26 protein-coding genes are annotated in these 26,770 nt (G+C 61.2%); 10 read left to right on the forward strand and 16 right to left on the reverse strand.

The annotated features are described in order from the left end of the window. Nucleotides 1-7 precede the first annotated feature (7 nt). Complete coding sequence (locus K3819_RS11870; RefSeq protein ID WP_221399367.1) at nucleotides 8-433, reverse strand: nuclear transport factor 2 family protein; 426 nt, start codon at nucleotides 431-433, stop codon at nucleotides 8-10. Between the two features lie 431 nt (nucleotides 434-864). Between K3819_RS11870 and mqo the strand changes: the two genes are divergently transcribed. Next, complete coding sequence (mqo, locus tag K3819_RS11875) at nucleotides 865-2,514, forward strand: malate dehydrogenase (quinone) (protein ID WP_064595368.1); 1,650 nt, start codon at nucleotides 865-867, stop codon at nucleotides 2,512-2,514. A 66-nt stretch (nucleotides 2,515-2,580) separates the two neighbouring features. Here the strand turns inward: mqo and K3819_RS11880 are convergent, their stop codons facing one another. The 3 genes from K3819_RS11880 to K3819_RS11890 form a co-directional block, all read right to left on the reverse strand. Next, a complete protein-coding gene (locus K3819_RS11880) occupies nucleotides 2,581-3,009 on the reverse strand; it encodes a nuclear transport factor 2 family protein (protein WP_221399368.1) in 429 nt (142 codons plus the stop codon). Nucleotides 3,010-3,412: 403 nt separating this feature from the next. Next, the gene (locus K3819_RS11885) at nucleotides 3,413-4,279 is read right to left on the reverse strand and encodes a CAP domain-containing protein (RefSeq protein ID WP_085613011.1); all 867 of its coding nucleotides are present in this window, start codon (nucleotides 4,277-4,279) and stop codon (nucleotides 3,413-3,415) included. 130 nt (nucleotides 4,280-4,409) lie between these two features. Next, nucleotides 4,410-5,180, reverse strand: coding sequence for an alpha/beta hydrolase (locus K3819_RS11890; protein WP_085613012.1), 771 nt, complete (start codon nucleotides 5,178-5,180; stop codon nucleotides 4,410-4,412). Nucleotides 5,181-5,291: 111 nt separating this feature from the next. Between K3819_RS11890 and K3819_RS11895 the strand changes: the two genes are divergently transcribed. Beyond that, on the forward strand, nucleotides 5,292-6,236 hold the full coding sequence (locus K3819_RS11895) for an aldo/keto reductase (RefSeq protein WP_085613013.1): 945 nt from the start codon (nucleotides 5,292-5,294) through the stop codon (nucleotides 6,234-6,236). 54 nt (nucleotides 6,237-6,290) lie between these two features. Here the strand turns inward: K3819_RS11895 and paoC are convergent, their stop codons facing one another. The 4 genes from paoC to K3819_RS11915 all read right to left on the reverse strand — a co-directional run bounded on the left by paoC (nucleotide 6,291) and on the right by K3819_RS11915 (nucleotide 12,058). Continuing rightward, nucleotides 6,291-8,489 (reverse strand): aldehyde oxidoreductase molybdenum-binding subunit PaoC, encoded by a 2,199-nt coding sequence (paoC, locus tag K3819_RS11900; RefSeq protein ID WP_221399369.1) that lies wholly within the window; start codon nucleotides 8,487-8,489, stop codon nucleotides 6,291-6,293. Beyond that, nucleotides 8,486-9,442: a xanthine dehydrogenase family protein subunit M gene (locus tag K3819_RS11905; RefSeq protein WP_221399370.1), complete on the reverse strand. Its 957-nt coding sequence runs from the start codon at nucleotides 9,440-9,442 to the stop codon at nucleotides 8,486-8,488. Before K3819_RS11905 ends, paoC begins: the two co-directional genes overlap by 4 nt. Beyond that, nucleotides 9,439-10,062, reverse strand: a complete 624-nt coding sequence (paoA, locus tag K3819_RS11910; protein WP_260329069.1) for an aldehyde dehydrogenase iron-sulfur subunit PaoA — start codon at nucleotides 10,060-10,062, stop codon at nucleotides 9,439-9,441. The genes K3819_RS11905 and paoA overlap by 4 nt, the downstream gene beginning before the upstream one ends. 241 nt (nucleotides 10,063-10,303) lie before the next feature. Beyond that, a complete protein-coding gene (locus K3819_RS11915) occupies nucleotides 10,304-12,058 on the reverse strand; it encodes an L-lactate permease (RefSeq protein ID WP_221399371.1) in 1,755 nt (584 codons plus the stop codon). Between the two features lie 234 nt (nucleotides 12,059-12,292). Here K3819_RS11915 and K3819_RS11920 point away from each other — a divergent pair, with 234 nt between their 5' ends. Then, on the forward strand, nucleotides 12,293-12,499 hold the full coding sequence (locus tag K3819_RS11920) for a hypothetical protein (RefSeq protein WP_064382340.1): 207 nt from the start codon (nucleotides 12,293-12,295) through the stop codon (nucleotides 12,497-12,499). Between the two features lie 43 nt (nucleotides 12,500-12,542). Here the strand turns inward: K3819_RS11920 and K3819_RS11925 are convergent, their stop codons facing one another. Then, nucleotides 12,543-12,815, reverse strand: coding sequence for a hypothetical protein (locus K3819_RS11925; protein WP_039770930.1), 273 nt, complete (start codon nucleotides 12,813-12,815; stop codon nucleotides 12,543-12,545). Between the two features lie 224 nt (nucleotides 12,816-13,039). Between K3819_RS11925 and K3819_RS11930 the strand changes: the two genes are divergently transcribed. Both K3819_RS11930 and K3819_RS11935 read left to right on the forward strand, forming a co-directional pair. Continuing rightward, nucleotides 13,040-14,119: a hypothetical protein gene (locus tag K3819_RS11930; protein WP_085613018.1), complete on the forward strand. Its 1,080-nt coding sequence runs from the start codon at nucleotides 13,040-13,042 to the stop codon at nucleotides 14,117-14,119. A 2-nt stretch (nucleotides 14,120-14,121) separates the two neighbouring features. Beyond that, entirely contained in the window at nucleotides 14,122-14,475 is a 354-nt protein-coding gene (locus K3819_RS11935; RefSeq protein ID WP_085648871.1) for a DUF1428 domain-containing protein, read from the forward strand. A gap of 116 nt (nucleotides 14,476-14,591) precedes the next feature. Here K3819_RS11935 and K3819_RS11940 read toward each other — a convergent pair whose 3' ends face one another. Further along, nucleotides 14,592-14,786 (reverse strand): hypothetical protein, encoded by a 195-nt coding sequence (locus K3819_RS11940; protein WP_085648872.1) that lies wholly within the window; start codon nucleotides 14,784-14,786, stop codon nucleotides 14,592-14,594. A gap of 107 nt (nucleotides 14,787-14,893) precedes the next feature. On the opposite strand from K3819_RS11940, the gene thpR reads away from it, so the two are divergent. Continuing rightward, nucleotides 14,894-15,433 (forward strand): RNA 2',3'-cyclic phosphodiesterase, encoded by a 540-nt coding sequence (gene thpR, locus K3819_RS11945; RefSeq protein WP_221399372.1) that lies wholly within the window; start codon nucleotides 14,894-14,896, stop codon nucleotides 15,431-15,433. A 241-nt stretch (nucleotides 15,434-15,674) separates the two neighbouring features. Here thpR and K3819_RS11950 read toward each other — a convergent pair whose 3' ends face one another. The 5 genes from K3819_RS11950 to K3819_RS11970 all read right to left on the reverse strand — a co-directional run bounded on the left by K3819_RS11950 (nucleotide 15,675) and on the right by K3819_RS11970 (nucleotide 20,757). Continuing rightward, on the reverse strand, nucleotides 15,675-16,772 hold the full coding sequence (locus K3819_RS11950; RefSeq protein ID WP_007957121.1) for a polyamine ABC transporter substrate-binding protein: 1,098 nt from the start codon (nucleotides 16,770-16,772) through the stop codon (nucleotides 15,675-15,677). 69 nt (nucleotides 16,773-16,841) lie between these two features. After that, nucleotides 16,842-17,726 carry an ABC transporter permease subunit gene (locus tag K3819_RS11955; RefSeq protein ID WP_007957119.1) on the reverse strand — a complete coding sequence of 295 codons (885 nt, stop codon included), beginning with the start codon at nucleotides 17,724-17,726 and terminating at the stop codon, nucleotides 16,842-16,844. Next, nucleotides 17,723-18,637, reverse strand: coding sequence for an ABC transporter permease subunit (locus K3819_RS11960; protein WP_064595393.1), 915 nt, complete (start codon nucleotides 18,635-18,637; stop codon nucleotides 17,723-17,725). Before K3819_RS11960 ends, K3819_RS11955 begins: the two co-directional genes overlap by 4 nt. Further along, nucleotides 18,634-19,776, reverse strand: a complete 1,143-nt coding sequence (gene potA, locus K3819_RS11965) for a polyamine ABC transporter ATP-binding protein (protein WP_221399373.1) — start codon at nucleotides 19,774-19,776, stop codon at nucleotides 18,634-18,636. The genes K3819_RS11960 and potA overlap by 4 nt, the downstream gene beginning before the upstream one ends. A gap of 219 nt (nucleotides 19,777-19,995) precedes the next feature. Continuing rightward, nucleotides 19,996-20,757, reverse strand: coding sequence for a gamma-glutamyl-gamma-aminobutyrate hydrolase family protein (locus K3819_RS11970; RefSeq protein ID WP_085613021.1), 762 nt, complete (start codon nucleotides 20,755-20,757; stop codon nucleotides 19,996-19,998). Between the two features lie 282 nt (nucleotides 20,758-21,039). Here K3819_RS11970 and K3819_RS11975 point away from each other — a divergent pair, with 282 nt between their 5' ends. The 4 genes from K3819_RS11975 to K3819_RS11990 all read left to right on the forward strand — a co-directional run bounded on the left by K3819_RS11975 (nucleotide 21,040) and on the right by K3819_RS11990 (nucleotide 26,186). Next, nucleotides 21,040-22,416 (forward strand): glutamine synthetase family protein, encoded by a 1,377-nt coding sequence (locus tag K3819_RS11975; protein ID WP_085613022.1) that lies wholly within the window; start codon nucleotides 21,040-21,042, stop codon nucleotides 22,414-22,416. 188 nt (nucleotides 22,417-22,604) lie between these two features. Continuing rightward, nucleotides 22,605-24,095, forward strand: a complete 1,491-nt coding sequence (locus K3819_RS11980; RefSeq protein ID WP_085613023.1) for an aldehyde dehydrogenase — start codon at nucleotides 22,605-22,607, stop codon at nucleotides 24,093-24,095. A gap of 53 nt (nucleotides 24,096-24,148) precedes the next feature. Next, complete coding sequence (locus tag K3819_RS11985) at nucleotides 24,149-25,432, forward strand: FAD-binding oxidoreductase (RefSeq protein ID WP_221399374.1); 1,284 nt, start codon at nucleotides 24,149-24,151, stop codon at nucleotides 25,430-25,432. Between the two features lie 205 nt (nucleotides 25,433-25,637). Continuing rightward, nucleotides 25,638-26,186: a cupin domain-containing protein gene (locus K3819_RS11990; protein ID WP_007957093.1), complete on the forward strand. Its 549-nt coding sequence runs from the start codon at nucleotides 25,638-25,640 to the stop codon at nucleotides 26,184-26,186. Nucleotides 26,187-26,323: 137 nt separating this feature from the next. On the opposite strand, the gene K3819_RS11995 is transcribed toward K3819_RS11990, so the two are convergent. Continuing rightward, nucleotides 26,324-26,686, reverse strand: coding sequence for a hypothetical protein (locus tag K3819_RS11995; protein WP_143492976.1), 363 nt, complete (start codon nucleotides 26,684-26,686; stop codon nucleotides 26,324-26,326). Nucleotides 26,687-26,770: the final 84 nt, after the last annotated feature.

The following is a 26,770-nucleotide window of genomic DNA, read 5'->3' on the forward strand; positions in this document are numbered from 1 at the left end:
TCATGCATCAGAACTTGTACGCCTGACGCCCCACCAGCAACCACTTGCCAGCCTGCTTCTGCCAGATCTGGAAGTTCTCGATTTCCGTCGGCACGACTTCGGTGCCTTTGAGGGCCTGCGCCGAAAAGTGATGGCGTACCAGCGCGGTGTCCCCGGACAGGGTGATGGTCTGGTTTTGCATCTCCAGGGTCTTGAACGCGCTCTTGCCGGTTTCGATATCGGCGATGAAGGCTTTCTTGTCCTGGATCTTGCCGCTGGAGTGGCCGTAGGTGAGGTTGTCGGCGGTCAGGGCGTTCAGTTCGGCGATGTCCTTGTGCAACATCGCTTGGGTCAGGTGGTCGACGGCCTGGGCGACGTCCTGTTCCGCCGGGGCGGCGGCGACGTAACCGCTGAAGAGGCAGGCGAGAACGAGCAGCAATCTGGTTTTGTTCATGGGTATTCCTTGTTGTTGTAGGTTTCGGAACGACTGGATCGTTTGTCAGTCGTCGTACAACTTATCAGGAAGAGGACCGCGTTTGAAAGCGCTTGAGGAACCAATCGAAAACTATCCGGTCGCGAACAGACGCGCGGGTTTGCCATGACGTGATATTCTTCGCGCCACTTGTTTTGACCCAATTCAGTCTGGTGCGCTTTTCGGCGGGCCAGGCAGAACCCTGTCGCTCAAGTAGCTGAAGCCAATAATGATAAGAAGTCAGTTCAGAAGGGACATATAACTGAGGTCGACACTGCCTGTCGGCCTTGTGTGCCCACCCGTCAAAATTGAAGTGTGCCGGAACCTGCGACGCTGGCCTGAGTGTCGCGAAAGAGGGGACCTCATACATACAACAGCGGCGGGCGGAAGGCGTTTTATCATAGGTGCAACGGATGTTTAAAAAAGTGAACACAGCCTTGCTGGGGCTGGCTTTGGCGATGGGGATGTCTTCCGCCAATGCCGAGGAAGCAAAGAAAGTCGACGTCCTGCTGATCGGCGGCGGCATCATGAGCACCACCCTGGGTGTGTGGATCAATGAGCTGGAACCGACCTGGTCGATGGAAATGGTCGAGCGCCTCGATGGCGTCGCCCTGGAAAGCTCCAACGGCTGGAACAACGCCGGTACCGGTCACTCGGCGCTCGCCGAGCTGAACTACACCCCGGAAGACGACAAGGGCAATGTCACCATCCCGAAAGCCGTCGAGATCAACGAAGCGTTCCAGGTCTCCCGTCAGTTCTGGGCCTGGCAGGTTCGTCAAGGCGTCCTGAAGGACCCTCGTTCGTTCATCAACACCACTCCGCACATGAGCTTCGTGTGGGGCGATGACAACATCAAGTTCCTGAAAAAGCGCTACGAAGCCCTGCAAGCGAGCCCGCTGTTCGCCGGCATGCAGTACTCCGAAGACCCGGCTGTGATCAAGAAGTGGGTTCCGCTGATGATGGAAGGGCGTGACCCGAACCAGAAAATCGCGGCCACCTGGAGCCCGCTGGGTACCGACATGAACTTCGGCGAAATCACCCGCCAGTTCGCCGGTTACCTGCAGACCAAGCCCAACTTCAACTTGAAGCTGTCGAGCGAAGTGCAAGACATCACCAAGAATGCCGATGGCACCTGGCGCGTCAGCTACAAGAATCTGAAAGACGGCACCAAGACTGAAACCGACGCCAAGTTCGTGTTCATCGGCGCCGGCGGCGGTGCCCTGCACCTGCTGCAGAAGTCCGGTATCGAAGAAGCCAAGGAATACGCTGGCTTCCCGGTAGGCGGCTCGTTCCTGGTGACCGATAACCCGGCCATCGCCGAACAGCACCTGGCCAAGGCCTACGGTAAAGCTTCGGTTGGCGCGCCTCCGATGTCCGTTCCGCACCTGGACACCCGTGTCCTGGACGGCAAGCGCGTCATCCTGTTTGGCCCGTTCGCGACTTTCAGCACCAAGTTCCTGAAAGAAGGTTCGTACCTGGACCTGCTGACCAGCACCACCACCCACAACATCTGGCCTATGACCCGGGTCGGCATCAAGGAATACCCGCTGGTCGAGTACCTGGCCGGTCAACTGATGCTGTCGGATGAAGACCGTCTGAACGCGCTGAAGGAATACTTCCCGAACGCCAAAGCCGAAGACTGGCGCCTGTGGCAAGCCGGCCAGCGCGTGCAAATCATCAAGCGTGATGAAGCCGCTGGCGGCGTGCTGAAACTGGGCACCGAAATCGTTGCTTCCAAGGACGGCTCCATCGCCGGTCTGCTGGGCGCATCCCCAGGCGCATCGACCGCTGCGCCGATCATGCTGAGCGTGCTGCAGAAAGTCTTCAAAGACAAAGTCGCCAGCCCTGAGTGGCAAGCCAAGCTGCACCAGATCGTTCCAAGCTACGGCACCCAGCTGAACAACGATCCAGCCAAAGTGGCTGAAGAGTGGGCCTACACCGCCAAGATCCTGCAACTGCCAACCCCTCCGGTGATTGGCCAGGTTGCAGCTCCAGCGGCGGACGCCTCGGCTGAAAAAGCTCCGGCTCCGAAAGAAAGCGCTGCACGTGACATGGCTCTGTAACTAGACGCCAGACACACGAAGCCCACTGAACCGGTGACGGTCAGTGGGCTTTTTTGTGTCCGGGTTTCAGGCCTTGGCGGCCGCCAGATAAGCTCCCAACCGCCGTCCCATCTCTTCGCCCAACGCCTGCAACCCACTCAGCGGCCGCACCATTACCTCGAACTCGACGATCTTGCCCTGTTCATCGAAGCGGATCATGTCAATGCCCTTGAGCTCTTTCGTCCCCACTTTGGCGCTGAATTCCAGCACCACATTCAAGCCATCCGCCGTCGCCAGTTCACGGTGGTATTTGAAGTCTTCAAACACGTCGAACACGGTATTAAGGATCATCGAGACCACGGGGGCGCCCGGGTACGGCGTGTGGGCCATCGGCGAGCGGAAAACCGCTTTGGGATCGAGCAGTTCGGGCAGGGCCTTGAGGTTGCCGGTGCGGATCATCTCGTGCCAGCGATTCAGGGATTCGGCGGCTTTGGGGTGCAGGTTCAGGTCGGACATGGTTTCACTCCTGTATTTTTTGTTGTTTTTGGCGCGGCGCCCATGACTCTAGATCAAAGCGGCGCAATGGAAACCCTCTGTCCCGATCTGAATATCGACCCATGCGTCAGCCCGATCCATCTGATCCGCTTTTTCCTGTCGAATCTGCATCTGTAACCATCTCAGCCACGGGCCCAAAATGGCCCTGCCGTTCGGCCATACGCGACGCGCTTCATTCCGAAGCGCCCGGTGCGCCGGACATTGAGTATTCAGGAGGCCTTCATGGCTAAGATGGCGATTTTCCTCGGCGGCTTTCTTGTGTTGACCATCATGATTGGCGTTCTTGCCACGATTTCTCCGGTCTGACGATCAGCCGTCGAGTTGCGACTTGCAGCGCTCTTCAACGTTTTCGGATAACACCGGATCAAGGCGCCCCGAACAGCATCGTCCAGTAAACCCCTTCATCACTGCGCGCCTCACTGGCAAACCCGGCGCCGACCTGGGTGAACATCGGGTTCATCAGGTTGGCGCAGTGTCCGGGGCTGGCTAGCCAGCCGGCCATGGCCTTGCCCGGTGAGCTTTGCCCTGCAGCGATGTTTTCGCCGATCTGCCGGCCACGGTAGCCGGCCGCCCGGGCGCGATCTGCCGGGCCGTCGCCATCCGGGTCGCGGTGAGCGAAGTAGTTGCCGTAGGCCATGGCCTTGCTGTGCCCCTGGGCGGCGGCTCCGAGCGCCGGATTCCAGCTCAAGGGCCGGGCGGCGGCGAAGCGCTGGCGACCACACATTCGCGGTCGGGCGCGGGCGGCGTTGACCTCGGCCAGCAAGGCCTTGCCGACGCTGCGGTTGTCGCCGACGCGGCTGTCAAGCACCGGCCGGGCCAGCACCACTTGCCATTCGCTGCGGGCGCGGCTGATGCCGATGTCGGCGTATTGACCGTCTAGCAGCGCGCCGCAGTAATCGCTTTGCAGCAGATCGAAGGCCTCTTCGGCGTCCTGCGCGCCGACAATCCGGATGCTGCGCACCGCCACGGCTGCGTAGCCGGAATCTTTCAATCGTTCGCGCAATCCACCGCCGTAGCCATAGCCGACCGGCAACGCCAGGTTCGACTTCAGTGTCAGCGGCGCCAGCCGTTGGGCCGGACGTCGGTCACATCGTTGCGGATGGGCGCGGTAGTCGTTGATGGCGGCCACCAGTTGCCGCTCGGCACCGGCGTGGGCAGAGGGGGCGAGCAGGGGAGAAAGGATCAACAGGCACAGCGAAACGAAGCGAGACGAACGAACGGCGTGGCGCATGGGACGCAAAGCTCTGAACAAAAACAAGGCTGAAGGAAAGTGAACCGCAGAACGCGGCGCGGGTAGGACTGGCCTTTTTGCACTTGGTTCACGAGGCGACGCCGGGTTTCTACGGCTGCCGACGAAGTGCTCAGCGATTCAACACATCCTGCATCCATTGCAGATATTGCGGCCGTTCGGAAATCGAATTGTGCGCCGCGTCCGCCACCACTTTGAGCGTGGCCACACCGTCGGGAAAACTGTGCAGCAAGCGCTCGGTGCTGGCCCGTGGAATCACCTGGTCATCGCTCGCCGCCAGCAGCAGCGTCGGCACGCGGATATGCGCCGCGTACTGGCCGGACCGGAAACGATCCTTGAGCAACCACTGCACCGGCACCCACGGGTATTGACGGGCGGCGATTTCTTCGAGGCTGTTGTAGGGCGTGACCAGAAGTAACCGTTCCACCGGTCGCTGGCTGGCCAGCCGCACCGCGACGCCGGAACCGAGGCTGCGCCCCAGCAGCGCGACCTGCGTATGACTGGCATACACCTGATCGAACAGCGCCAGCGCATCCTCGGCGATCGCTTCTTCGGACGGCGAGCCGCCGCTGCCGCCAAATCCCCGGTAATGCAGCAAATACAACGAATAGTCAGGAAATGCCTCGGAAAACTCCGGCAGATTGCGCGAAACATCCTCGGCATTGCCGCCGAAATAGATCAGTGCTCTGGGCCCGGCGCGCTCGCGCACTGTCACGCGGATCTCGGCGTCGGGCATGGCCAGCGTCAACCGTGACTCCGGTGAGTCGAGGCTGGCGGGCTGCGGAAAATAAATCAGCGCCCGCTGAAACACGAACAGCGCCGCGCACAGGATCAAGTACACGGCGAGGATCAATGCGACGAGTGACAACAGGGTTCTGGACATTCGACTAACGTTAACCGGGCGCGCAGGTTGGCTGTCGCAGTGTAGTCCAACGGTTTTGCGGGCTGCATCAAAACACAAGGTGCAACAGATCCACAGGGCAAGGGCGCCAGCATGAACCACACTGAGGGATATTCCCGCCGCCGGTTGCTGACGCTGGCAGCCGGGGTGTCAGCGGTTTTCACCTTTGACCGGGCGCTGGCCGCCATTTCGTTGCCGAACGCCACAGGAGCCCAGACCATGCAGACCCGCGCCATCCCTTCGAGCTCCGAGCCACTGCCGCTGGTGGGGTTGGGCACTTATCGCGGTTTCGACGTCGCCCCCGGCGATCCGGTCTACAAGCAATTGCCGGCGGTGCTCGGCGAGCTGTTCAAAAAGGGCGGCACGGTGATCGACAGCTCCCCCATGTACGGCCGCGCCGAAGAAACCACCGGTGAATTGCTGTCGATCCACGAACCGCGCTCACCGGCGTTTCTGGCGACCAAGGTGTGGACCCGTGGTCGCGAGGAGGGCATCGCGCAGATGGAGCAGTCGTTCAGCCTGCTGCGCACCGAGCGCATCGACCTGATGCAGATCCACAACCTGCTCGACTGGCAAACCCATCTGCCGACCCTGCGCGACTGGAAAGAGCAGGGCCGCATCCGCTACATCGGCATCACCCACTACACGCCGTCGGCGTATGAGGAGGTGGAAGCGGTGCTCAAGGCCGAGTCGCTGGATTTCCTGCAAATCAACTACGCGCTCGATGATCGCGGGGTCGAGAAGCGCATCCTGCCACTGTGCCGCGAACGCGGGGTGGCGGTGATCTGCAACCGGCCGTTCGGCGGCGGCGATCTGCTCGCGCGGCTCAAGGGCAAACCGCTGCCGGGTTGGGCAGCTCAGGTGGGGGCGAAGAGCTGGCCGCAACTGGCACTGAAATTCCTGCTGGCGCATCCGGCGGTGACTTGTGTGATTCCCGGCACCAGCAACCCGTTGTACATGGCCGACAACGCCGGCGCCGGGTTCGGGCTGATGCTGACCGATGCGCAGCGTCAGCAGTTGATTGCGTTGGTGAGTTAGCTATCTCCCGAAGTGATTAGCGCACTAGCACCCCATGCTAGTGCGCTACCGGTTTCAGATCATCGGCGGCAATGCATCAAGAATCTTGTCCAAGGTAATCGGATACTCCCGCACCCGTGCACCCGTGGCGTTATAGATCGCATTCGCCACCGCCGCACTCACGCCGCAAATCCCCAGTTCACCGACCCCCTTGGCTTTCATCGGCGATGAAATCGGATCGGTTTCATCGAGGAAAATCACCTCCTGATGCGGGATGTCGGCGTGCACCGGTACTTCGTAGCCGGCCAGGTCATGGTTGACGAAAAAGCCGTGGCGCTGGTCCACCGCGAGCTCTTCCATCAATGCTGCGCCGACGCCCATGGTCATGGCGCCGATCACCTGGCTGCGGGCCGATTTCGGATTGAGAATCCGCCCGGCGGCGCACACCGCGAGCATCCGTCGCACGCGCACTTCGCCGGTGGCGGCATCCACCGCGACTTCGACGAAGTGCGCGCCGAAGGTCGATTGCTGGTACTGCTTGGCGAGGTCGGCGAATTCGATGCTGTCCTCGACTTCGATCGGGGCGTGTTGCGCGGCGTCACGTAACGGCACGTTCTGGTTGCCCAGCCGCACGTGGCCGTCGACAAACTGCGCTTCACCCGCGTTCATGCCCAGTTTGGTCGCGACCGCTTCGCGCAGCTTCATGCACGCCGCGTAAACCCCGGCGGTCGAGCAGTTGGCGCCGAACTGGCCGCCGGAGCCGGCCGACACCGGGAAATTCGAATCGCCGAGTCGCACCACCACATCGTCCAGGCTGACCCCCATCATTTCCGCTGCAGTCTGACCAATGATCGTATAGCTGCCGGTGCCAATGTCGGTCATGTCGGTTTCAACGGTGATCTTGCCGTCGCGCTCCAGCCGCACTCGCGCGCCGGACTTCACCAGCAGGTTGTTGCGAATCGCCGCCGCAACGCCCATGCCGATCAGCCAGCGACCTTCGCGACGGGTGCCGGGCGTCGCATTGCGCTTATCCCAGCCAAAACGTTCGGCGCCGGTTTGCAGGCATTCGATCAGACGCCGCTGTGAGAACGGCCGCTCGGTTTTCACCGGATCGACCTGCGTGTCGTTGAGGATGCGGAACTGGATCGGATCGAGTTTGAGCTGTTCCGCCATCTCGTCCATGGCGATCTCCAGCGCCATCAGCCCCGGCGTTTCACCCGGTGCGCGCATGGCGTTGCCTTCCGGTAGATCCAGAGGCGCCAGGCGCATGGTCACCAGGCGATTTTCTGCGGCGTAGAGCAACTGGCTCGGCTGCGCCGCGACTTCGACCTTGCCGTCGGCGAGGTTGCCCGACCAGCCTTCATGGGCGATGGCGGTGAGTTTGCCGTCCGCCGTGGCGCCCATGCGAATCCGCTGAATCGTGGCGGGACGGTGGGTGGTGTTGTTGGCGATCTGCGGACGGGCGAGGGCGACCTTCACGGGACGGTTCGCCAGCCGTGCACCCAGAGCGGCGAGGATCGCGTCGGCACGAATGAACAGCTTGCCGCCGAAACCGCCGCCAATGTACGGCGAGATCAGCCGCACGTTTTCCTTGGGCAGGCCGAGGGTGGCGGCGATGTCGCCGACGCTCCAGGCGATCATCTGGTTGGAGGTCCAGAGCGTCAGTTGATCGCCTTTCCACACGGCAAGTGTCGCGTGGGGCTCCATCATCGCGTGGGACTGATCCGGCGTGGTGTAGGTCTGGTCGAACTGCACGGGCGCGGCGGCAAAAGCGCTGGCGAAATCGCCGTGTGTGACGTCCGGCAATTCGTCTTTCGGCTCCACGCCCTGATCGCGCGCGCTGGCCAGATCAAACTGGCCTTTGTCTTGCGCGTATTCGACGTTGACCAACTGCGCGGCCGCCCGCGCCTGTTCGAAGGTTTCGGCGACCACCAGCGCCACGGCCTGGTGATAGTGCTGCACTTGCGGCCCGGCCAGCAGGTGCGCGGCGTTGTATTGGCCTTTGCCGAGCTTGCCGGCATTGGCGGCGGTGACGATGGTCAGCACGCCCGGCGCGGCGCGGGCGGCCTCCAGATCGATGCGGGTGATGCGACCCTTGGCAATGGCCGAACCGACCATGACGCCATAGGCCTGATTCTTGACCGCCTCATGTTGCTCGTAGGCGTAAGGCGCCTGGCCGCTGGTCTTCAGAGGGCCTTCGATGCGGTCGGTGGGTTTGCCGATGACGTTCAACTGATCAATCGGGTTGGTCGTGGCGGGCGTGTCGAATTTCATGCTTCGTCCCTCGCTTGGGCCAGCACCGAGGCAATCGTGCGCTCGACCAATGTCACTTTGAACTGGTTGTCAGAAGTAGGCGTGGCGCCGTCTAGCAGGCGCGCACTGACGGCTTTCGCGCCTTGCGGCAGCAGCGCTTCCGCCGCTTCGATTCGCCAGGGTTTCGGCGCGATGCCACCGACGGCGATGCGGCCGCTGCCATCCTTCTGCAGGATCAGGCCGACGGAGACCAGCGCGAAGGCGTACGACGAGCGGTCGCGCACCTTGTGATAGACATGGGTGCCGCCCACTGGCGCGGGCAGGGTGACGGCGGTAATCAGCTCGCCCGGCATCAGACTGGTTTCGACATTCGGTGTGGTGCCGGGCAGTTGGTGGAAGTCCGCGATGGCGATGCGCCGCGTGCTGCCGTCGGCCTTGATCGTTTCGACCTGGGCATCCAGCGCCCGCATCGCAATCGCCATGTCACTCGGATGGGTCGCGATGCAAGCATCGCTGACGCCGATAATGCCGAGTTGTCGACTGACCCCGCCAATCGCCGCGCAACCGCTGCCGGGATTGCGTTTATTGCAGGCTTGATTGGTGTCGTAGAAATACGGGCAGCGCGTGCGCTGGAGCAGATTGCCGGCGGTGGTCGCCATGTTGCGCAACTGGCCCGATGCACCGGCGAGCAAGGCGCGGGACAGCAGCGCGTAGTCTTTCCGGACGCGGCTGTCGGCGGCCAGATCGGTATTGCGCACCAGTGCGCCGATGCGCAAGCCGCCGTCGTCGGTGGCTTCGATCTGGTCGAGGCCCAGGTGATTGACGTCAATCAGCTGCTGCGGCGTTTCGATGTCGAGCTTCATCAAGTCCAGCAGGTTGGTGCCGCCGGCGATGAAACGCGCACCTTCGATTTGTGCAGCTTGAGCGGCGGCTGCGGCAGGGGAGCCGGCGCGGCTGTAATTGAACGCTCTCATGCTGACACCTCCGCGACTTCGCTGATGGCTTCGATGATGTTCGAGTAGGCGCCGCATCGGCAGATGTTGCCGCTCATGCGTTCCTGCAATTCGCTGGCGATCAGTTGCGGCGCTTCGGTGAGGCTGGCGCTGGCGTGGCTGGGGATGCCGTCGCGGATTTCCTGGAGCACGGCGACCGCCGAGCAGATCTGCCCCGGCGTGCAATATCCGCACTGGTAGCCGTCATGCTTGATAAATGCCGCCTGCATCGGGTGCAGGTGGTCTGGCATGCCGAGGCCTTCGATGGTGGTGACTTTGGCGCCGTCCTGCATCACCGCCAGGGTCAGGCATGAATTGATTCGCCGGCCATCGACGATCACCGTGCAGGCGCCGCACTGACCGTGATCGCAGCCCTTTTTGCTGCCAGTCAGCTGCAGGTGTTCGCGCAGGGCGTCGAGCAGGGTGGTGCGAGTATCAACCTCCAGCGCCTGTGGCTTGCCGTTGACTTCGATGGTTACTTTGGCCATGGCCGGTTGCTCCAGGCTGGCCGCGTAGGCCTTGAGGCTGATGAAAGGGGGCATCGCGAACGCGGTTGCGGTCACGGCACCGAGAATCAGGAAACGGCGTCGGGAGATCGCCATTGGCGGATGGTCGTTCATTTGCTTGGCTTCCTCTATCAGGTCGGCAGGGTGTGAAAGACCCGCACGGGTGCGCTGGCGTGGTTGCCAGTCTCGCTCTGTTCTAGGAGTGACCACGCTGGAGAGGAAAAGGTTTTCTTTGATTTGCGCATGGCCTCATGCGCGCGCTTCATCAATCGACAGAATGAACGCGGGTGCCTTGGCTGTGAGTCAGATCGCTCTCACAACCGAGGCACCCGCGATCTCAATGCGCGCCGACCACCATGGACGTAAACGGCGCCACATACGCCTGCAACGTCACCAGGCCGCCGACCAGAATCGCCAGCACGATGGAATGGAAGAACACGTAACGCAGGATTTCCCCTTCATGCCCGTACCAGCGAGTCGCCGTCGAGGCGACCACGATCGACTGCGCGTCGACCATTTTGCCCATCACTCCGCCGGAGCTGTTGGCCGCCGCCATCAGGACCGGGCTGATGCCCAGCTGCTCCGACGTCACCCGTTGCAGGCCGCCAAACAGCACGTTGGACGCGGTATCCGACCCGGTCAGCGCTACGCCAAGCCAACCGAGCAAGGTGCCGAACATCGGATAGAAAATCCCCGTGGCAGCGAATGCCAGCCCCATGGTCGCGTCCAGCCCCGAGTAGCGGGTCAGGAATCCCAGCGCCAGCATCGCGGCAATCGTGATCAGCGAGAAGCGCACCACCCACAGTGTGCGAAGGTACTGTTTGATCAGTTGCGGGATCGAGTAGCCCATCAGCAATCCACCGACAATCGCCGCGAGCAGGATGCCGCTGCCGGTGGCAGTGAACCAGGTGAACTTGTACACCGCCTCTTCAGCTTTCGGCGCGGCGACCACCGGCGGGACTTTTTCGATCTGCAGATGCAGGGAGCTGAAAGTCACGGCCGGGGCGAACACCGGATTGGCCTCGCGCAGCGGTTTGCCCTGCGGATCAAGCCTGGCCGATTGGGTAACGGGATCAATCGCCGGACGAGTGTCGAACATGTTCTTGAAACCCTGGGTGCCCCAGGCAAACACGAACACCGTGAGGATGATCCACGGCATCCACGCGCGCATCACTGCCGGGCGCGCCTGATCGCTGAATGCGGCGCTGGCCGTGACCTTTTCTTCGTCGACCTTCGAGTCGTCATGCCGCCCCGACAGCGCGGCCGAGGTGTGGACGGTTGCCGGTTTCCATACCTTAAGGAACAACGTCAGGCAGGCCATGGAAATCAGCGCGGCGATCACATCCACCAGCATCGGCCCGTGGTAGTTCGAAACCAGAAACTGCGGGATGGCGAAACTGACGCCCGCCACCAGAATCGCCGGCCATACCTCCAACATCTTGCGCCACCCGGCGAAGGCCCAGATCAGCCAGAACGGCACCAGCACCGAAAAAAACGGCAGCTGCCGTCCCACCATCATCGAGAGCTCCATTTCATCCAGCCCGGTGACCTTGGCCAGCGTAATGATCGGCGTGCCCAGGGCGCCGAAGGCCACGGGCGCGGTGTTGGCGATCAGCGCCAGACCGGACGCTGCCAGTGGCGAAAAACCAAGACCGATCAGAATGGCGCCGGTCACCGCCACCGGGGTACCGAACCCGGCGGCTCCTTCGAAGAAAGCACCGAAACAAAAGGCGATCAGCAGCAATTGCAGGCGCCGGTCGTCGGTGATGCGGGCGAGCGAATCCTGCAACACCTTGAACGAGCCGTTCTCGGTGGTCAGGCGATGCAGAAAAATGATGTTGAGCACGATCCAGCCAATCGGCAGCAGCCCATTGGCCGCCCCGAACAGCGCCGCGGAACCGGCCATGTTGGCGGGCATGCCGAAGGCGAAGATCGAGATCAGCAGTGCCGAGGCCAGCGCCAGCAGTGCGGCCAGATGCGCCTTCACATGAAAGAAGGCCAGCGCCGCCAGCATCACCACCACTGGAACGGCGGCCATGATCGTGGAAATCACCGGATTGCCGAACGGGTCATAGACTTGTTGCCAGACCATGTCGCACCTCTACTTGTTGTTTTTGAGGGGCAGATCCTTTGCGCGTTGCAAGCAGTATAGGTGGCATTTGGCCGCCGCTCGGGCGAGGCGGGCGAGGCGATCAACGGTCATCGGCGGTCGGTGAATCATCGTCGTTTTCCCCGGTCGTATCTGCGGCAGCGCACACCGCGCCTCATCGGTGCGGGCAGCGCTGCCGTTTCCGTCGTCAAGACCTTGGTTTTAGGGAAATTCTGAATGATGCGTGCAACAAGCCTGCTGCTGACCGTTTCCGCCGCTGTACTGCTGGGCGGCTGTGTGGCGGATTTCGATGATGACCATCGCCATGGCCGGCATTACGACCGCGATCATGGCCGTTATTACGATCATGACCGGCGCTGGGACGACCGCGATGACGACCGCCGCGACGGGCGTCGTTATCACCGCGACCGGGATGATGACTGACTGAAACGAAGAGGGCGTTTCTTTGCGGGAACGCCCTCTGGCATTAAAAATGAGCGCTCGCCCGGACGCTGGATCGCGCAGGCACTGAGGCCTCGATGTCCAGCAAATGGGTGGCGAGAATGTCGCTCAGAAAACGGAACTGATCGTTGAGGCCCACCACTTCATTGCTGAAATGATTGCTGGCGGCGGGCATCAACAGATCTTCGAAGGCTTCGTCGAACACCAGCGCTTGTGTCTTGCGCGACACGGCGTGCTGATCGTAGTAGTTGCTGCCGAAGACCGGGAAACTCACGGCGAGGGTGACGGTATTGATCATGATGTGAACTCCTCGTGCTGTGTGTTTCGGATGGGTTAATCGTGCCTTTGGCGAGCGGTCGGCGGAAGGCAATCGTCGCGATGGTGAATATCGACGGCATTGATGGTTGGACCGGCGCGGCCCTGACCAGCGGATAAACGGCGCACCCCACGCACCTATACTCATGTCATCTCTCTCCGGATTCTTCAGGTCTTGCGACCGAAGAACAGATAAGGACCGCCACCGTGAACCTGCGTGCGCTGCTCGTCGCCGCACTGGTGTTGCTGGCCGGCTGCGCCACTACGGCGCGGGCCCCGGTGACCGCGCCGGCGGTGGTGGTTTCGCCGGCGACCTGGCAGCAGATCGACCGGGAAATCGTCAGCGCCTCGAAACAGGCCACCGAGCAGGTCAAGGTATTCGCCCGTGGCTCGATGGAACATTGGCGCATTCGGGTCTATGAGCAAACTGAAGAAAATTTCATCCCGTGGTTCAGCAGCTACTGGACCCAGGAATGGCTGTCGATGAAGGTCAGCTGGTACACGATCAGTGCCAGCGGCGAGCAGGATGCCTCGGCCAAGCGTCTGGCGGCCTATCTGCTGGAGCAATATCAGGAACGGGTGCTGGCGCCGGTAGCGGTGGAGATCGACCCGGACGCGATCCTCGGCCAGTCCACCGCGTTCTACGCGCAACTGATGGCGCAGCAGATGCCGGTCATCGCCCAGCGCCACGGCGTGCCCATTGCCCAGCTCAACCGGCGATTGCAGAAAATCCCTGCCATCGCCCTTGGCCCGCCGCCGGCGAGGGATGCTTCGCTGTATCAGGTTGTCAGCACTGAACCGTTGAACACGCTGCCGGCCTACGCGGCGCTGATCGACAAGATTCACACCGACGGCGGCTCCAAAGGCGTGACCTCGACTGAGTCGGCCATGGCGCCGGTGGCCAAGCGCGCCAGCCAGCGCATGGAGGCGGAAATGGCCCCGCGCGGCGCGGCCAGCGCGGTGGCGGCCGCAGCCGGCAAACTGGCCGGGGCGCTGATTTCGGTCGGCGTGGCGGGCGTGCGCGCAATCATTCAGGCCAACGACCGCCCGGACAGTGAAGCGCTGATCCGCAGCAGCCTGGGCAACACCTTCGACAAGGCCTGGCTGAAACTGGTGCAAAACCCGACCACCGGCGTGATGGCCGGCACGCTGCACATGGCGGCGCAGGTCGAGGGCAATTTGGGCGGGCGAGATGAACCGTCGGTCGGGTTGGGCGTCAACCGTGTCGAATGGCGGCCGCCCGAGTCGACTACTCAGCAGATCGAACCCACCCTGCAAGGAGAATGATCATGGCTTACATCGATGTTTTCGTGGCGCCCGTGCCGAATGCCAACCGCGAACAGTACAAAAAACACTGCGAAATCGCCGCGAAGCTGTTCAAGGAATACGGCGCGCTGGAGGTGATTCAGGGCTGGGGCGATGACGTGCCGGACGGCAAGGTCACCTCATTCCCGATGGCCGTAAAACTCAAGGAAGGCGAAGTCGTATCGGCCGGTTGGCTGGTCTGGCCGGACAAGGCCACCCGCGACGCCGGCATGGCAAAAATGATGGAGGACCCGCGCATGCAACCGGACGTCAACCCGATGCCGTTCGATGGGCAGCGGATGATCTTCGGTGGCTTCAAGGACATTCTCGAGTCCTGAGTTCAACGCAAATCCCATGTGGGAGCCAGCCTGCTGGCGATGGCGGCTGTACCGCAAAAGTCTGTAAGGACTGATCTACCGCTATCGCCAGCAGGCTGGCTCCCACAGGTTTGTGTTCACTCTGCAGATGGAGTAATCCGGCAACTTTTGCGTTGACGGATTTCTTCGTCCGTCGGCCGCTCGCGCACGAATTCGAAACGCGGCTCACCTTCGCTGTAATGCACCAGCCAGCCCCATTCCAGTTCACTCTCATCCTGCCCGGGATTCGGCGGTCGGGCCCACCAGGGTTCTTTGCTGAGGATCTCGCGCATGACGTCCTCCGGTTGATGGCAATCGTTGAACTATAAACCCCATGCCGAGAGTCGCCAGAAACGGGCGTGTAGAATCCAGGGATCTCGACGAACGAAGGAGCGGGGCCATGACGGACGAAACGCGCGGGGATCAACCGGTCAAGCGGCTGTTCTTCGCACTGGACTGCCCGCCGGCACAGCGCAAGGCGATTGCCCAGTGGCGCAGCGAACTGGGTTTGCGTACCGGCAAACCGGTGCCGGCCGACAATTTCCACCTGACGTTGCTGTTTCTCGGCGCGGTGCCGTTGGCGCAGATTGGCGAGGTCTGCGAGGCGGCGGCGAAGGTGCGAACACCGGGGGAGGCGCTGAGGATTTCGCTGGATCGGTTGCAGGTCTGGCGCCGTGCCGGGGTGTTGTCGCTGGCGCCGGAGCAGGCGCCGCAGGGATTGCTGCGACTGGTGTATGCGCTGGAGCAGGCGATGTTGCCATTCGGGTTTGAAGAGGCGACGCGGGAGTATCGTCCGCACCTGACGCTGGCCCGCGACTATCGGGCGCCGGAACCGGAAACCGCCACTGCGCCAGAGTTTTTCCTGCGCGCTGAACGCTTTGCGTTGTTCGAATCCCACAAGGGCCGTTATCGCTCGCTGGCCGATTGGCCACTGATCTGAGCCGACAAAAAAAGGCGCCCGAGGGCGCCTGAATTCACCTGAACCGAGGAAGCCAGGTGAGGCCGTTCAGAGCAGGGGGCAGCGGTGGTAAGGCGCTGCGTGAACGGAAATCGATTGATTCTTGAGTTAGAAACACAACCCCTGTGGGAGCGAGCCTGCTCGCGATGACGTTTGCACATTCAAAATCAATGTCGGCTGAAACTCCGCTATCGCGAGCAGGCTCGCTCCCACACAATTTCAATTACTTGCCGAGTTTCACGCGGGTCCAGCCCCGGGTCATGATCCGTTGCGTGGCAATCGGCTGATCCGGCACCGCATACAGCGTGGCCATCACCGCCTGCGGCGGGTACGACCCCGGGTCGTTGCGGATCGCTTCGTCCACCAGCGGCGTCGCGGCTTCGTTGGCGTTGCTGTAGCCGATGCTGTTGGTGACTTCGGCGATGATGTCCGGGCGCATCAGGAAGTTCATGAACAGGTAGGCGTTCTCGACGTTGGCGGCATCGCGCGGGATGGCGACCATGTCATAGAAACTGCCGGCGCCTTCCTTGGGAATGCTGTAGTCGATCTCGACCTTGTTGCCCGATTCCACCGCGCGGGCTTTGGCCTGCAGCACGTCACCCGAGTAGCCGACGGCCACGCAGATGTTGCCGTTGGCCAGATCGGAGATGTACTTCGACGAATGGAAATACGCCACCGACGGCCGGATTTTCATGAACAGCGCTTCGGCTTCGGCGATGTGCTTCACGTCCTTGTCGTTCACCGGATAACCCAGGTAGTGCAGGGCGGCCGGGAGCATTTCGGTTGGCGAGTCGAGGAAACTGATGCCGCAGGCCTTCAGCTTCTCGGCGTTCTCCGGTTTGAACAGCAGGTCCCAGGAATTGGTCGGCGCATTCTTGCCGAGCACTTCGCGGACCTTGTCCGGGTTGAAGCCGATGCCGATCGAACCCCACATGTACGGGAACGCGTGGGCGTTGTCCGGATCACTGGCGGAGGCGTTTTTCAGCAGCACCGGGTTGAGGTTTTTCCAGTTTGGCAGCTTCGATTTGTCCAGAGTCTGGTAGACCCCGGCCTTGATCTGTTTGGCCAGGAAACTGTTGGACGGCACCACGATGTCGTAGCCGGACTTACCCGCGAGCAAACGTGCCTCAAGGGTTTCGTTGCTGTCGAACACATCGTAGGTCACGCGGATGCCGGTCTCGTCCTCGAACTTCTTGACGGTGTCCGGGGCGATGTAATCCGACCAGTTGTAAACGCGCAGCACCTTGTCGTTGGCCTGGGCGCCCGTGGCGATTGCGCCCAATAAGGACAGTGTCAGCAGAGTCCTGCCAAACATTTTCATCGGTGAAACTCCATTCTTTTTATTCAAAAGCTTTTAAGCCAAAGCGCAAAGCCGTAAAACGCGACGGCCCTAGGCCGTCGCTGCCACTCGTTGAGGTTGCGGTTGCTGCCACGATTCGTTGGCGGTCTGATCCATCGCTTCCTGAATCGCCCGCTTGCGGTTGGCTTCTGCCTTGCGGCCGAAGTACCAGACCAGGAAGGTCACCAGCGACACTGCCAGCAGAATCAGGCTGGCCACGGCGTTGATCTCGGGCTTAACGCCCAGACGCACGGCCGAGAACACTTCCATCGGCAGGGTGGTGGAACCCGGGCCGGACACGAAGCTCGCCAGCACCAGATCGTCCAGCGACAGCGCGAACGACATCATGCCGCCCGCCGCCAGCGACGGCGCGATCATCGGGATGGTGATCAGGAAAAATACCTTGAACGGTTTCGCGCCCAGATCCATCGCCGCTTCTTCGATCGACAGGTCCAGCTCGCGCAAACGGGCGGAGACTACCACCGCCACATAAGCGGCACAAAACGTGGTGTGGGCGATCCAGATGGTGACAATGCCACGCTCTTGCGGCCAGCCGATCAGTTGCGCCATCGCTACGAACAGCAGCAACAGCGACAGACCGGTAATCACCTCAGGCATCACCAGCGGCGCGGTGACCAGACCACCGAACAGCGTACGACCCTTGAAGCGCGTTACGCGGGTCAGCACGAAAGCGGCGAGGGTGCCCAGCGCAACGGCGGCAATCGCGGTGTAGCAGGCGATTTCCAGCGAGCGCACCACCGAGCCCATCAGTTGGGTGTTGTCGAGCAGGCCGACGTACCACTTCACCGACCAGCCGCCCCAGACCGTTACCAGTTTCGAGGCGTTGAACGAGTAGATCACCAGAATCAGCATCGGCAGATAAATGAACGTCAGGCCGAAGATCAGCATGAACTTTGCAAAACCGAAGCGTTTCATCCCCGTGCCTCCATCTCTTTGGCCTGGCTGCGGTTGAACAGCAGAATCGGCACAATCAGGATCAACAGCATCACCACCGCCAGCGCGGACGCCACCGGCCAGTCGCGGTTATTGAAGAACTCTTGCCACAGCACGCGACCGATCATCAGGGTCTCCGGGCCGCCCAGCAGTTCCGGAATCACGAACTCGCCCACCACCGGAATGAACACCAGCATGCAGCCGGCGATGATGCCGTTCTTGGCCAGCGGCACGGTGATTTTCCAGAAGTTGTTGAAGTTGCTCGAACCCAGATCCTGCGCGGCTTCCAGCAGGCTGCCGTCGTGCTTCACCAGGTTGGCGTAGAGCGGCAGCACCATGAAAGGCAGGTACGCATACACGACCCCAATGTAAACGGCGGTGTTGGTGTTGAGGATCTCGATCGGGTGATCGGTGAGCCCGGTCCACATCAGGAACGCGTTAAGCAGGCCGTTGTTGCTGAGGATGCCCATCCACGCGTAAACGCGGATCAGGATTGCAGTCCAGGTCGGCATCATGATCAACAGCAGCAGGACGTTTTGCGTTTCCTTGCCGGTCTTGGTGATCGCGTAGGCCATCGGGAAACCGATCACCAGACACATCAGCGTACTGAGCAACGCCACCTTCAACGACCCGAGGTAGGCCGACAGGTACAGCTCGTCTTCGCCGAGCAGGGTGTAGTTGCCGATGTTCAGCAGAAGCTGGAATTTCTGTTCGGCGTAGGTGTAAATCTCCGAGTACGGCGGGATCGACAGCGCGGCTTCCGAGAAGCTGATCTTCATCACCAAAAAGAACGGCAGCATGAAGAACAGGAACAGCCAGATGAACGGGATGCCGATGACGAACTTTCGCCCGCTGGGCACCAGGCGCAGGAATTGCTGATTGAAGGTTCTCATGAGCGCAGTACCACGCCGCTGTCGTCTTCCCACCAGACGTAGACCTTGTCGTCCCAGGTCGGCCGCGCGCCACGGCGTTCGGCGTTGGCCATGAACGACTGGACGATCTTGCCGCTCGGCAACTCGACGTAGAACACCGAGTGGCCGCCGAGGTAGGCGATGTCATGCACCTTGCCTTCGGACCAGTTGTAGCGGGTCTCTGGCTTGATCGTGCTGACGAGCATTTTTTCCGGGCGGATCGCGTAGGTGATCGACTTGTCCTGCACCGAGGTGCTGACGCCATGACCGACGTAGATCTTTTGCTGCAAGTCCGGGCTGTGAATGATCGCGTGACCTTCAAGGTCCTCGACCACGGTGCCTTCGAAGGCGTTCACGTTGCCGATGAATTCGCAGACCATGCGGCTGACCGGGGCTTCATAGATGTCGACCGGGCTGCCGATCTGGGCGATCCAGCCCAGGTGCATGATCGCGATGCGCTCGGCCATGGTCATGGCCTCTTCCTGGTCGTGGGTCACCATCACGCAGGTCACGCCGACGCGCTCGATGATTTCCACCAGTTCCAGCTGCATCTGCGAACGCAGTTTTTTATCCAGCGCGCCCATCGGTTCGTCAAGCAGCAACAGCTTCGGCCGCTTGGCCAGGGAGCGGGCGAGGGCCACGCGCTGACGCTGGCCGCCGGACAGTTGATGTGGACGACGTTTGGCGTATTGGGTCATGTGGACGAGGCGCAGCATTTCTTCGACGCGGGCGTCGATTTCGCTGGCCGGCAAACGGTCCTGCTTGAGGCCGAAGGCGATGTTCTGCGCGACAGTCATGTGCGGGAACAGGGCGTAGGACTGGAACATCATGTTGATCGGCCGCTCGTACGGCGGCATGTCGGTGATGTCGACACCGTCGAGCAAAATGCGTCCTTCAGTCGGTCGTTCAAAACCGGCGAGCATGCGCAGCAGGGTCGATTTGCCCGAGCCGGAGCCGCCGAGCAGGGCGAAGATTTCGCCCTGATGGATCTCCAGGGACACATCGTCCACCGCAGTGGTTTCATCGAACTTCTTGGTGACTCGATCGACTTTCACCAGAACCTTTTTCGGTTGCTGATGACCTTCAAGAGCCTTCCTGTAAGTGCTGGAGGCGTTTGCCATGTGAAACTCCCAACAGGTTTCAGTCGCCGGGCCAACGCGGCCTGGCTTAAGAGTGGATTGCAGACCCGCACCGTGCGGGTTGTTCGGCGCCGCCGTCCTGGCTGCCGGGTGATGCTTTTTGTTTTCGCGGTGTGTTGCTGATCGCGGATGACGGATGCGCAAACGCGCAGCCGCCGACCCCGCGGGGGCAGTAAATGGTTTTGCAATCGTTGGGTGGCGTCAGCGCTGGTTGCGTCGCGCCGCACGCTGGCGGCAGGCCTCGCCGAACGCCTGGAAAATCCGCAGGTAGTTCGGGTTGTCCAGCACTTGCCATTCCGGGTGCCATTGCACGCCGAGGGCGAAGGTCGGGCTGTGCTCCACCGAGACCGCCTCGATCAGGCCATCCGGCGCCACGGCTTCGGCGCGCAGGCCGGGAGCGAGGCGGTCGATGCCCTGACTGTGAATCGAGTTGACCTGGAATTCACCCGGCAGCTCCAGCGCTTCGAACACGCCGCCCGGCAATACCTTCACGGCGTGGGCCGGGGCGTATTGCACGGCGACGTCCGGGCTGTCGGCTTCGCGGTGATCGAGCATGCCCGGCAGTTCATGCACCTTCTGGTGCAGGCTGCCGCCGAACGCCACGTTCATTTCCTGGAAGCCGCGGCAAATGCCGAGTACCGGAACGCCCGCCGCGATGGCTGCACGTAATAGAGGAAGGGTAGTGGCATCCCGCGCCGGATCGTGATCCGTGCCGGGAGCGCTGTCCGGGCCCTGATAGTGGAAGGGTTCCACATTGGACGGCGAGCCGGTCAGCAACAGACCGTCGAGCTGACCCAGCAGATCTTCGATTTCAGTCAGTTTGCCAAGGGAAGGAATGACGACGGGCAACCCCAGCGCCGCAACGCTGACAGCGCGAACGTACTTGTCGCCGCTGATGTGATAGGGGTGCAGGCCAATCTGTTTGACGCACGCAGTAACGCCGATCAATGGCTTGAATGCCATTTTTATTCACCTCGAAGTTTGACACTTGAACGAGCTTTTCCGGAGCTTAGCGTCGTTGATTTTAATTAACAACTCCCATGTAAAAAATTCTAAACGCCGTTCATCAAATCTTCATGATTCACGGGTCTCTGGCGTCGTCATTGGCACGTGAGTGTTAAAAAAAGCCCGAAAAATAAACGCTGAGCGGCCCGGTGTTCGCTATTGACTTCACTTTGCCGTTCGGGTTGACTGGCTCCGCGAAACAGCAGTGAACATAATAATTAACAGCTAAATAGGTGCATCATGTCGGTCCCTCTGCGTGCCGTTCAACTCAACGAAGCAAACGCATTCCTTAAGAAACATCCTGAGGTTTTGTACGTCGACCTTCTGATTGCAGACATGAACGGTGTGGTGCGCGGCAAGCGCATCGAGCGCACCAGTCTTCACAAGGTTTACGAGAAAGGCATCAACCTGCCGGCCTCGCTCTTTGCCCTCGACATCAATGGCTCCACGGTGGAAAGCACCGGCCTGGGCCTGGACATCGGCGACGCCGACCGCATCTGCTACCCGATCCCCGGCACCCTGAGCATCGAGCCCTGGCAGAAGCGTCCGACCGCGCAACTGCTGATGACCATGCACGAACTGGAAGGCGAGCCGTTCTTTGCCGACCCGCGTGAAGTGCTGGCCAACGTGGTGCGCAAGTTCGACGCACTGGGCCTGACCATCTGCGCCGCGTTCGAACTCGAGTTCTACCTGATCGACCAGGACAACGTGAACGGCCGTCCGCAATCGCCGCGTTCGCCAGTGTCCGGTAAGCGTCCAGTCTCGACCCAGGTTTATCTGATTGACGATCTCGACGAATACGTCGACTGCCTGCAAGACATCCTCGAAGGCGCGAAAGAGCAGGGCATTCCTGCCGACGCCATCGTCAAGGAAAGCGCCCCGGCGCAGTTCGAAGTCAACCTGCATCACGTGTCCGACCCGATCAAGGCGTGCGACTACGCCGTCCTGCTCAAGCGTCTGGTGAAGAACATCGCCTACGACCACGAGATGGACACCACCTTCATGGCCAAGCCGTATCCGGGCCAGGCGGGCAACGGTCTGCACGTGCACATTTCGATTCTGGACAAAGAGGGCAACAACATCTTCGCCAGCGAGGATCCCGAGCAGAACGCCGCACTGCGACACGCGATCGGCGGTGTGCTGGAGACCCTGCCTGCGCAAATGGCGTTCCTCTGCCCGAACGTCAACTCGTACCGCCGCTTCGGCGCGCAGTTCTACGTGCCGAACTCGCCGAGCTGGGGCATCGACAACCGCACCGTTGCGGTACGAGTGCCGACCGGGTCCGCCGACGCCGTGCGTATCGAGCATCGCGTAGCCGGTGCCGACGCCAACCCGTACCTGTTGATGGCTTCGGTGCTGGCTGGTATTCACCACGGCCTGACCAACCAGATCGAACCGGGCGCGCCGGTGGAAGGCAACAGCTACGAGCAGAACGAACAGAGCCTGCCGAACAACCTGCGCGACGCCCTGCGTGAGCTGGATGACAGCGAAGTCATGGCCCGCTACATCGACCCGATGTACATCGACGTGTTCGTCGCGTGCAAGGAAAGCGAGCTGGCCGAGTTCGAGAACTCCATCTCTGACCTTGAGTACAACTGGTATCTGCATACCGTCTGACGCTCAAGCGCGATCTCGCTAACACCGCAAAACCCTGTGGGAGCGACGGTGCGACGATTCGACTTGCCCGCGAAGTGGCCATCACCTTCAACATTGAAGGTGACTGACCCGCCGTATTCGCGAGCAAGTCGCACCGTCGCCCCCACAGGGATATCGGTCACTAATTCTTATGTGTGAGTCACCCCCCCATGACCATGACCCGCAACGACTGGGAACAACGCTTCCAGTCCCTGACCCTCGAATCCCGTGCCTTCATCAACGGCGAATACCGCCCGGCCATCAGCGGCGAAACCTTCGAATGCCTGAGCCCCGTCGACGGCCGTTTCCTGGCCTCCGTCGCCAGCACCGATGAAGCCGACGCCAACCTTGCCGTTGAAGCCGCGCGCCAATCCTTCAATTCCGGCGTGTGGGCGAACAAGGCCCCGGCCGAACGCAAGCGCATCCTGATCCGCTTCGCCGACCTGATCCTGCAACACCAGGAAGAGCTGGCGCTGCTCGAAACCCTCGATATGGGCAAGCCGATCAGCGACTCGATGAGCATCGACATCCCGGCGACCGCCAACGCGATCCGCTGGAGCGCCGAGGCCATCGACAAGATCTACGACGAAGTCGCCGCCACCCCACACGATCAACTCGGCCTGGTCACCCGCGAGCCGTCCGGCGTGGTCGCCGCCATCGTGCCGTGGAACTTCCCGCTGATCATGGCCAGCTGGAAATTTGCCCCGGCGCTGGCGGCGGGTAACTCGTTCATCCTCAAACCTTCGGAAAAATCCCCGCTGACCGCGATCCGCATTGCGCAACTGGCGCTGGATGCCGGCATTCCGAAAGGCGTGTTCAACGTCCTGCCAGGCTTCGGCCACACCGTCGGCAAGGCGCTGGCGCTGCACATGGACGTCGACGTGCTGGCCTTTACCGGTTCCACCGCGATTGCCAAGCAACTGATGATTTATGCAGGCCTTAGCAACATGAAACGCGTCTGGCTCGAAGCTGGGGGCAAGAGCCCGAACGTGGTGTTTGCCGACGCACCGGACTTGCGCGCGGCAGCACAAGCGGCGGCCGGCGCCATTGCGTTCAACCAGGGCGAAGTCTGCACCGCCGGCTCGCGCCTGCTGGTGGAGCGTTCGATCCGCGAGCAATTCATCCCGCTGCTGGTCGAAGCGCTGCAAGCGTGGAAACCGGGTCACGCCCTGGATCCGGCGACCACCGTCGGCGCCGTGGTCGATCAGCGTCAACTGGACAACGTGCTGCGCTACATCAGCATCGGTCGGGAGCAGGGCGCCGAGCTGATCGCCGGCGGCCGCCGCACCCTCGAGGAAACCGGCGGCACCTACATCGAGCCGACGATTTTTGACGGCGTGACCAACGCCATGACCATCGCCAAGGAAGAAATCTTCGGCCCGGTGCTGTCGCTGATCACCTTCGACACCGTTGAAGAAGCACTGCACATCGCCAACGACAGCATCTTCGGCCTCGCCGCCGGGGTCTGGACCAGCAACCTGAGCAAGGCTCATACCTTCGCCCGTGGCCTGCGCGCCGGCAGCGTGTGGGTCAACCAGTACGACGGCGGCGACATGACCGCACCGTTCGGTGGCTTCAAACAATCGGGCAACGGTCGCGACAAATCGCTGCACGCGTTCGACAAGTACACCGAGCTGAAAGCGACCTGGATCAAGCTCTAATTCTATTTACAACGGTGGACGCCGGTTTTTCCGGCGTCCCTCGGAGAACAATAATGAAACAACAACACGTCAACAGTTATTACGCCGCCACCCGCAACGAAGTCATCGACTTCCCGACGCTTGAAGAGTCGGTGGAGTGCGATGTCTGCATCATCGGCGCCGGCTACACGGGCCTGTCCTCGGCGCTGTTCCTGAGCGAAGCCGGCTACAAGGTGACGGTGCTGGAAGCGGCGAAAGTCGGCTACGGCGCCAGCGGTCGCAATGGCGGTCAACTGGTCAACTCCTACAGCCGCGACGTCGACGTGATCGAAGAGCGCTACGGCGACAAGACCGCCGAAATCCTCGGCAGCATGATCTTCGAAGGCGCCGACATCATTCGTTCGCGCATCAAGGAATACGACATCAAGTGCGACTACCGCCCGGGCGGCATTTTCGCAGCGATGAACAACAAACAGCTCAAGGGACTCGCCGAACAGAAACGTAGCTGGGAACGTTACGGCAATAAAAACCTGAAGATGCTCGACGCTGCGGACATTCGTCGCGAAGTCGGCTCGGACGCCTACGTCGGCGGTTTGCTGGACATGCAGGGCGGTCACATCCACCCGCTGAACCTGGCCCTCGGTGAAGCCGCCGCCATCGTGCGTCTGGGCGGCAAGATCTACGAACAGTCCGCTGCGGTGGAAATCAAATACGGCGAACCCAACGTCGTGCGCACCGCCAAAGGCCAGGTCCGCGCCAAGTACCTGCTGATCGCCGGCAACGCCTACCTGCCGCAAGGCCTCGACAACCGCGTGACCGCCAAGAGCATGCCGTGCGGCTCGCAGATCTGCGTCACCGAACCGTTGACCGAAAAGCAGGCCCGCGGCCTGATCACCAACAACTACTGCGTCGAGGACTGCAACTACCTGCTCGACTACTACCGTCTGACCGCCGACAACCGTCTGCTCTACGGCGGCGGCGTGGTCTACGGTGCCCGTGAACCGGACGACATTGAAACCCTGATCCGCCCGAAGATCCTCAAGACCTTCCCGCAGCTCAAAGACGTGAAAATCGACTACCGCTGGACCGGCAACTTCCTGCTGACCATGTCGCGCATGCCGCAATTCGGCCGCATCGAGAAAAACGCCTACTACATGCAGGGCTACAGCGGCCACGGCGTCACCTGCTCGCACCTGGCCGGCAAACTGATCTCGGAAATGATCCGCGGTGACGCCGAACGCTTCGACGCCTTCGCCTCCCTGCCACACATGCCGATGATCGGCGGCCGCACCTTCTCCGCGCCACTGACCGCCCTCGGCGCCGTGTACTACTCGCTGCGCGACCGTTTCGGCATCTGATTAACCTCGCCGGTGGCGCCCCCAAAAAGGGCGTCGCCGGCTTTTTCATGTGCCGTCCATCGAACCTGCTGAGCAACACCGACAAACGTGATTTAATAGCCGCCTTTCACGGTTCCGGGACACGGGAGCAACGTGATCCGCGCGCCTTGCGCGGCACCCGCCACCCACCCCCATCGCCCTTAAGTCGTTCTCACATAAGGCTGTCATGGATACGGGTTCTCGACTCAAACTAGTACGCGAAAGCTACAAACTCTCCCAGCGCGAGCTGGCCCGGCGTAGCGGCGTGACCAATGCCACCATCTCCCTGATCGAACAGAATCGTGTCAGTCCTTCCGTCAGCTCACTGAAAAAGCTGCTCGAAGGCATCCCGATGTCCCTGGCCGACTTCTTCACCTTCGACCAGCCCCCCCGCGAACACCAATACGTCTTCCGCGCCAACGAACAACCCGACCTCGGCCGCCACGGCCTGCGCCTGCTCCTGATCGGCGCCTCGGTCCCCAGCCGCCAGATGCGCTTGCTGCGCGAGCAATACGCACCGGGCGCGAGCTCCGGGGAAGAGCCGATTGTTCACTCGGAAGGTGAGGAGTGTGGGTTAGTGACCCGTGGCACCGTGGAGTTGACGGTGGATGGGCAGGTGAGCGTGTTGAGTGCGGGGGATGGGTATTACTTTCCGACGACGCTGCCGCACAAGTTCCGGAATATTGGGGCGGATGAGGCGGAGATTATTAGTGCGAATACGCCGGCGAATTTTTGATGATTCGCTTCGCGTTATGCAAGCTCTATTGTTGTCGGTTTTATTCAAAGCCATACCTATTACGCCAGGGGATGGCTTTGATTGATTTTTTATGATTAATGGGCTGGCGGTCCGAATTTTTCTAGGTTCTGACTTGCTTATTCGCCCCGATTTAGCTCCGCTGCCGTTACCCTTTGTGGCGTGTTTGACTCTTTGATAAAATCCATTTGAGCATAACCAGCACCATTTAGAGTGGCAGTCCAATTGTTAAAGGATGGCGCGCCGCCGACGTAGTCCGCTTCCCATCTCCAGGAACCATGTGAAGTATTGAATTGAAGTACTGTCTCATCTTGACCTTCCCCGTAAAAGTGGTAGTGGCCTGTCACTTTTTCCCACTTGTTTGTCTGAGCGTCGTGGAAGTAGCCGCTGCACCAACCGGTTGATTCGTTGAAGTTTTCAATCACAAGGCGGTATATGTTTCCGCTTCCGCCATCATAGTTTCCATTCAGTGGGTATGTCATTTTCAATCTCCAGTTTCGAAATGGGCGTGATTTCCAGAATGCATATTTCTGTGGAGTGATTGTGTTTTAGGTGAGAGATATTGT

This window comes from Pseudomonas sp. 3-2 (assembly GCF_019710535.1).
Lineage (GTDB): Bacteria > Pseudomonadota > Gammaproteobacteria > Pseudomonadales > Pseudomonadaceae > Aquipseudomonas > Aquipseudomonas pharyngis.

Excerpts from the sequence above, each read along its gene's own strand:
- K3819_RS11870 (WP_221399367.1), bottom strand. The coding sequence starts at position 433 with ATGAACAAAACCAGATTGCTGCTCGTTCTCGCCTGCCTCTTCAGCGGT.
- mqo (WP_064595368.1), top strand. The coding sequence starts at position 865 with ATGTTTAAAAAAGTGAACACAGCCTTGCTGGGGCTGGCTTTGGCGATG.
- K3819_RS11880 (WP_221399368.1), bottom strand. The coding sequence starts at position 3,009 with ATGTCCGACCTGAACCTGCACCCCAAAGCCGCCGAATCCCTGAATCGC.
- K3819_RS11885 (WP_085613011.1), bottom strand. The coding sequence starts at position 4,279 with ATGCGCCACGCCGTTCGTTCGTCTCGCTTCGTTTCGCTGTGCCTGTTG.
- K3819_RS11890 (WP_085613012.1), bottom strand. The coding sequence starts at position 5,180 with ATGTCCAGAACCCTGTTGTCACTCGTCGCATTGATCCTCGCCGTGTAC.
- K3819_RS11895 (WP_085613013.1), top strand. The coding sequence starts at position 5,292 with ATGAACCACACTGAGGGATATTCCCGCCGCCGGTTGCTGACGCTGGCA.
- paoC (WP_221399369.1), bottom strand. The coding sequence starts at position 8,489 with ATGAAATTCGACACGCCCGCCACGACCAACCCGATTGATCAGTTGAAC.
- K3819_RS11905 (WP_221399370.1), bottom strand. The coding sequence starts at position 9,442 with ATGAGAGCGTTCAATTACAGCCGCGCCGGCTCCCCTGCCGCAGCCGCC.
- paoA (WP_260329069.1), bottom strand. The coding sequence starts at position 10,062 with ATGGCGATCTCCCGACGCCGTTTCCTGATTCTCGGTGCCGTGACCGCA.
- K3819_RS11915 (WP_221399371.1), bottom strand. The coding sequence starts at position 12,058 with ATGGTCTGGCAACAAGTCTATGACCCGTTCGGCAATCCGGTGATTTCC.
- K3819_RS11920 (WP_064382340.1), top strand. The coding sequence starts at position 12,293 with ATGATGCGTGCAACAAGCCTGCTGCTGACCGTTTCCGCCGCTGTACTG.
- K3819_RS11925 (WP_039770930.1), bottom strand. The coding sequence starts at position 12,815 with ATGATCAATACCGTCACCCTCGCCGTGAGTTTCCCGGTCTTCGGCAGC.
- K3819_RS11935 (WP_085648871.1), top strand. The coding sequence starts at position 14,122 with ATGGCTTACATCGATGTTTTCGTGGCGCCCGTGCCGAATGCCAACCGC.
- K3819_RS11940 (WP_085648872.1), bottom strand. The coding sequence starts at position 14,786 with ATGCGCGAGATCCTCAGCAAAGAACCCTGGTGGGCCCGACCGCCGAAT.
- thpR (WP_221399372.1), top strand. The coding sequence starts at position 14,894 with ATGACGGACGAAACGCGCGGGGATCAACCGGTCAAGCGGCTGTTCTTC.
- K3819_RS11950 (WP_007957121.1), bottom strand. The coding sequence starts at position 16,772 with ATGAAAATGTTTGGCAGGACTCTGCTGACACTGTCCTTATTGGGCGCA.
- K3819_RS11955 (WP_007957119.1), bottom strand. The coding sequence starts at position 17,726 with ATGAAACGCTTCGGTTTTGCAAAGTTCATGCTGATCTTCGGCCTGACG.
- K3819_RS11960 (WP_064595393.1), bottom strand. The coding sequence starts at position 18,637 with ATGAGAACCTTCAATCAGCAATTCCTGCGCCTGGTGCCCAGCGGGCGA.
- potA (WP_221399373.1), bottom strand. The coding sequence starts at position 19,776 with ATGGCAAACGCCTCCAGCACTTACAGGAAGGCTCTTGAAGGTCATCAG.
- K3819_RS11970 (WP_085613021.1), bottom strand. The coding sequence starts at position 20,757 with ATGGCATTCAAGCCATTGATCGGCGTTACTGCGTGCGTCAAACAGATT.
- K3819_RS11975 (WP_085613022.1), top strand. The coding sequence starts at position 21,040 with ATGTCGGTCCCTCTGCGTGCCGTTCAACTCAACGAAGCAAACGCATTC.
- K3819_RS11980 (WP_085613023.1), top strand. The coding sequence starts at position 22,605 with ATGACCATGACCCGCAACGACTGGGAACAACGCTTCCAGTCCCTGACC.
- K3819_RS11985 (WP_221399374.1), top strand. The coding sequence starts at position 24,149 with ATGAAACAACAACACGTCAACAGTTATTACGCCGCCACCCGCAACGAA.
- K3819_RS11990 (WP_007957093.1), top strand. The coding sequence starts at position 25,638 with ATGGATACGGGTTCTCGACTCAAACTAGTACGCGAAAGCTACAAACTC.
- K3819_RS11995 (WP_143492976.1), bottom strand. The coding sequence starts at position 26,686 with ATGACATACCCACTGAATGGAAACTATGATGGCGGAAGCGGAAACATA.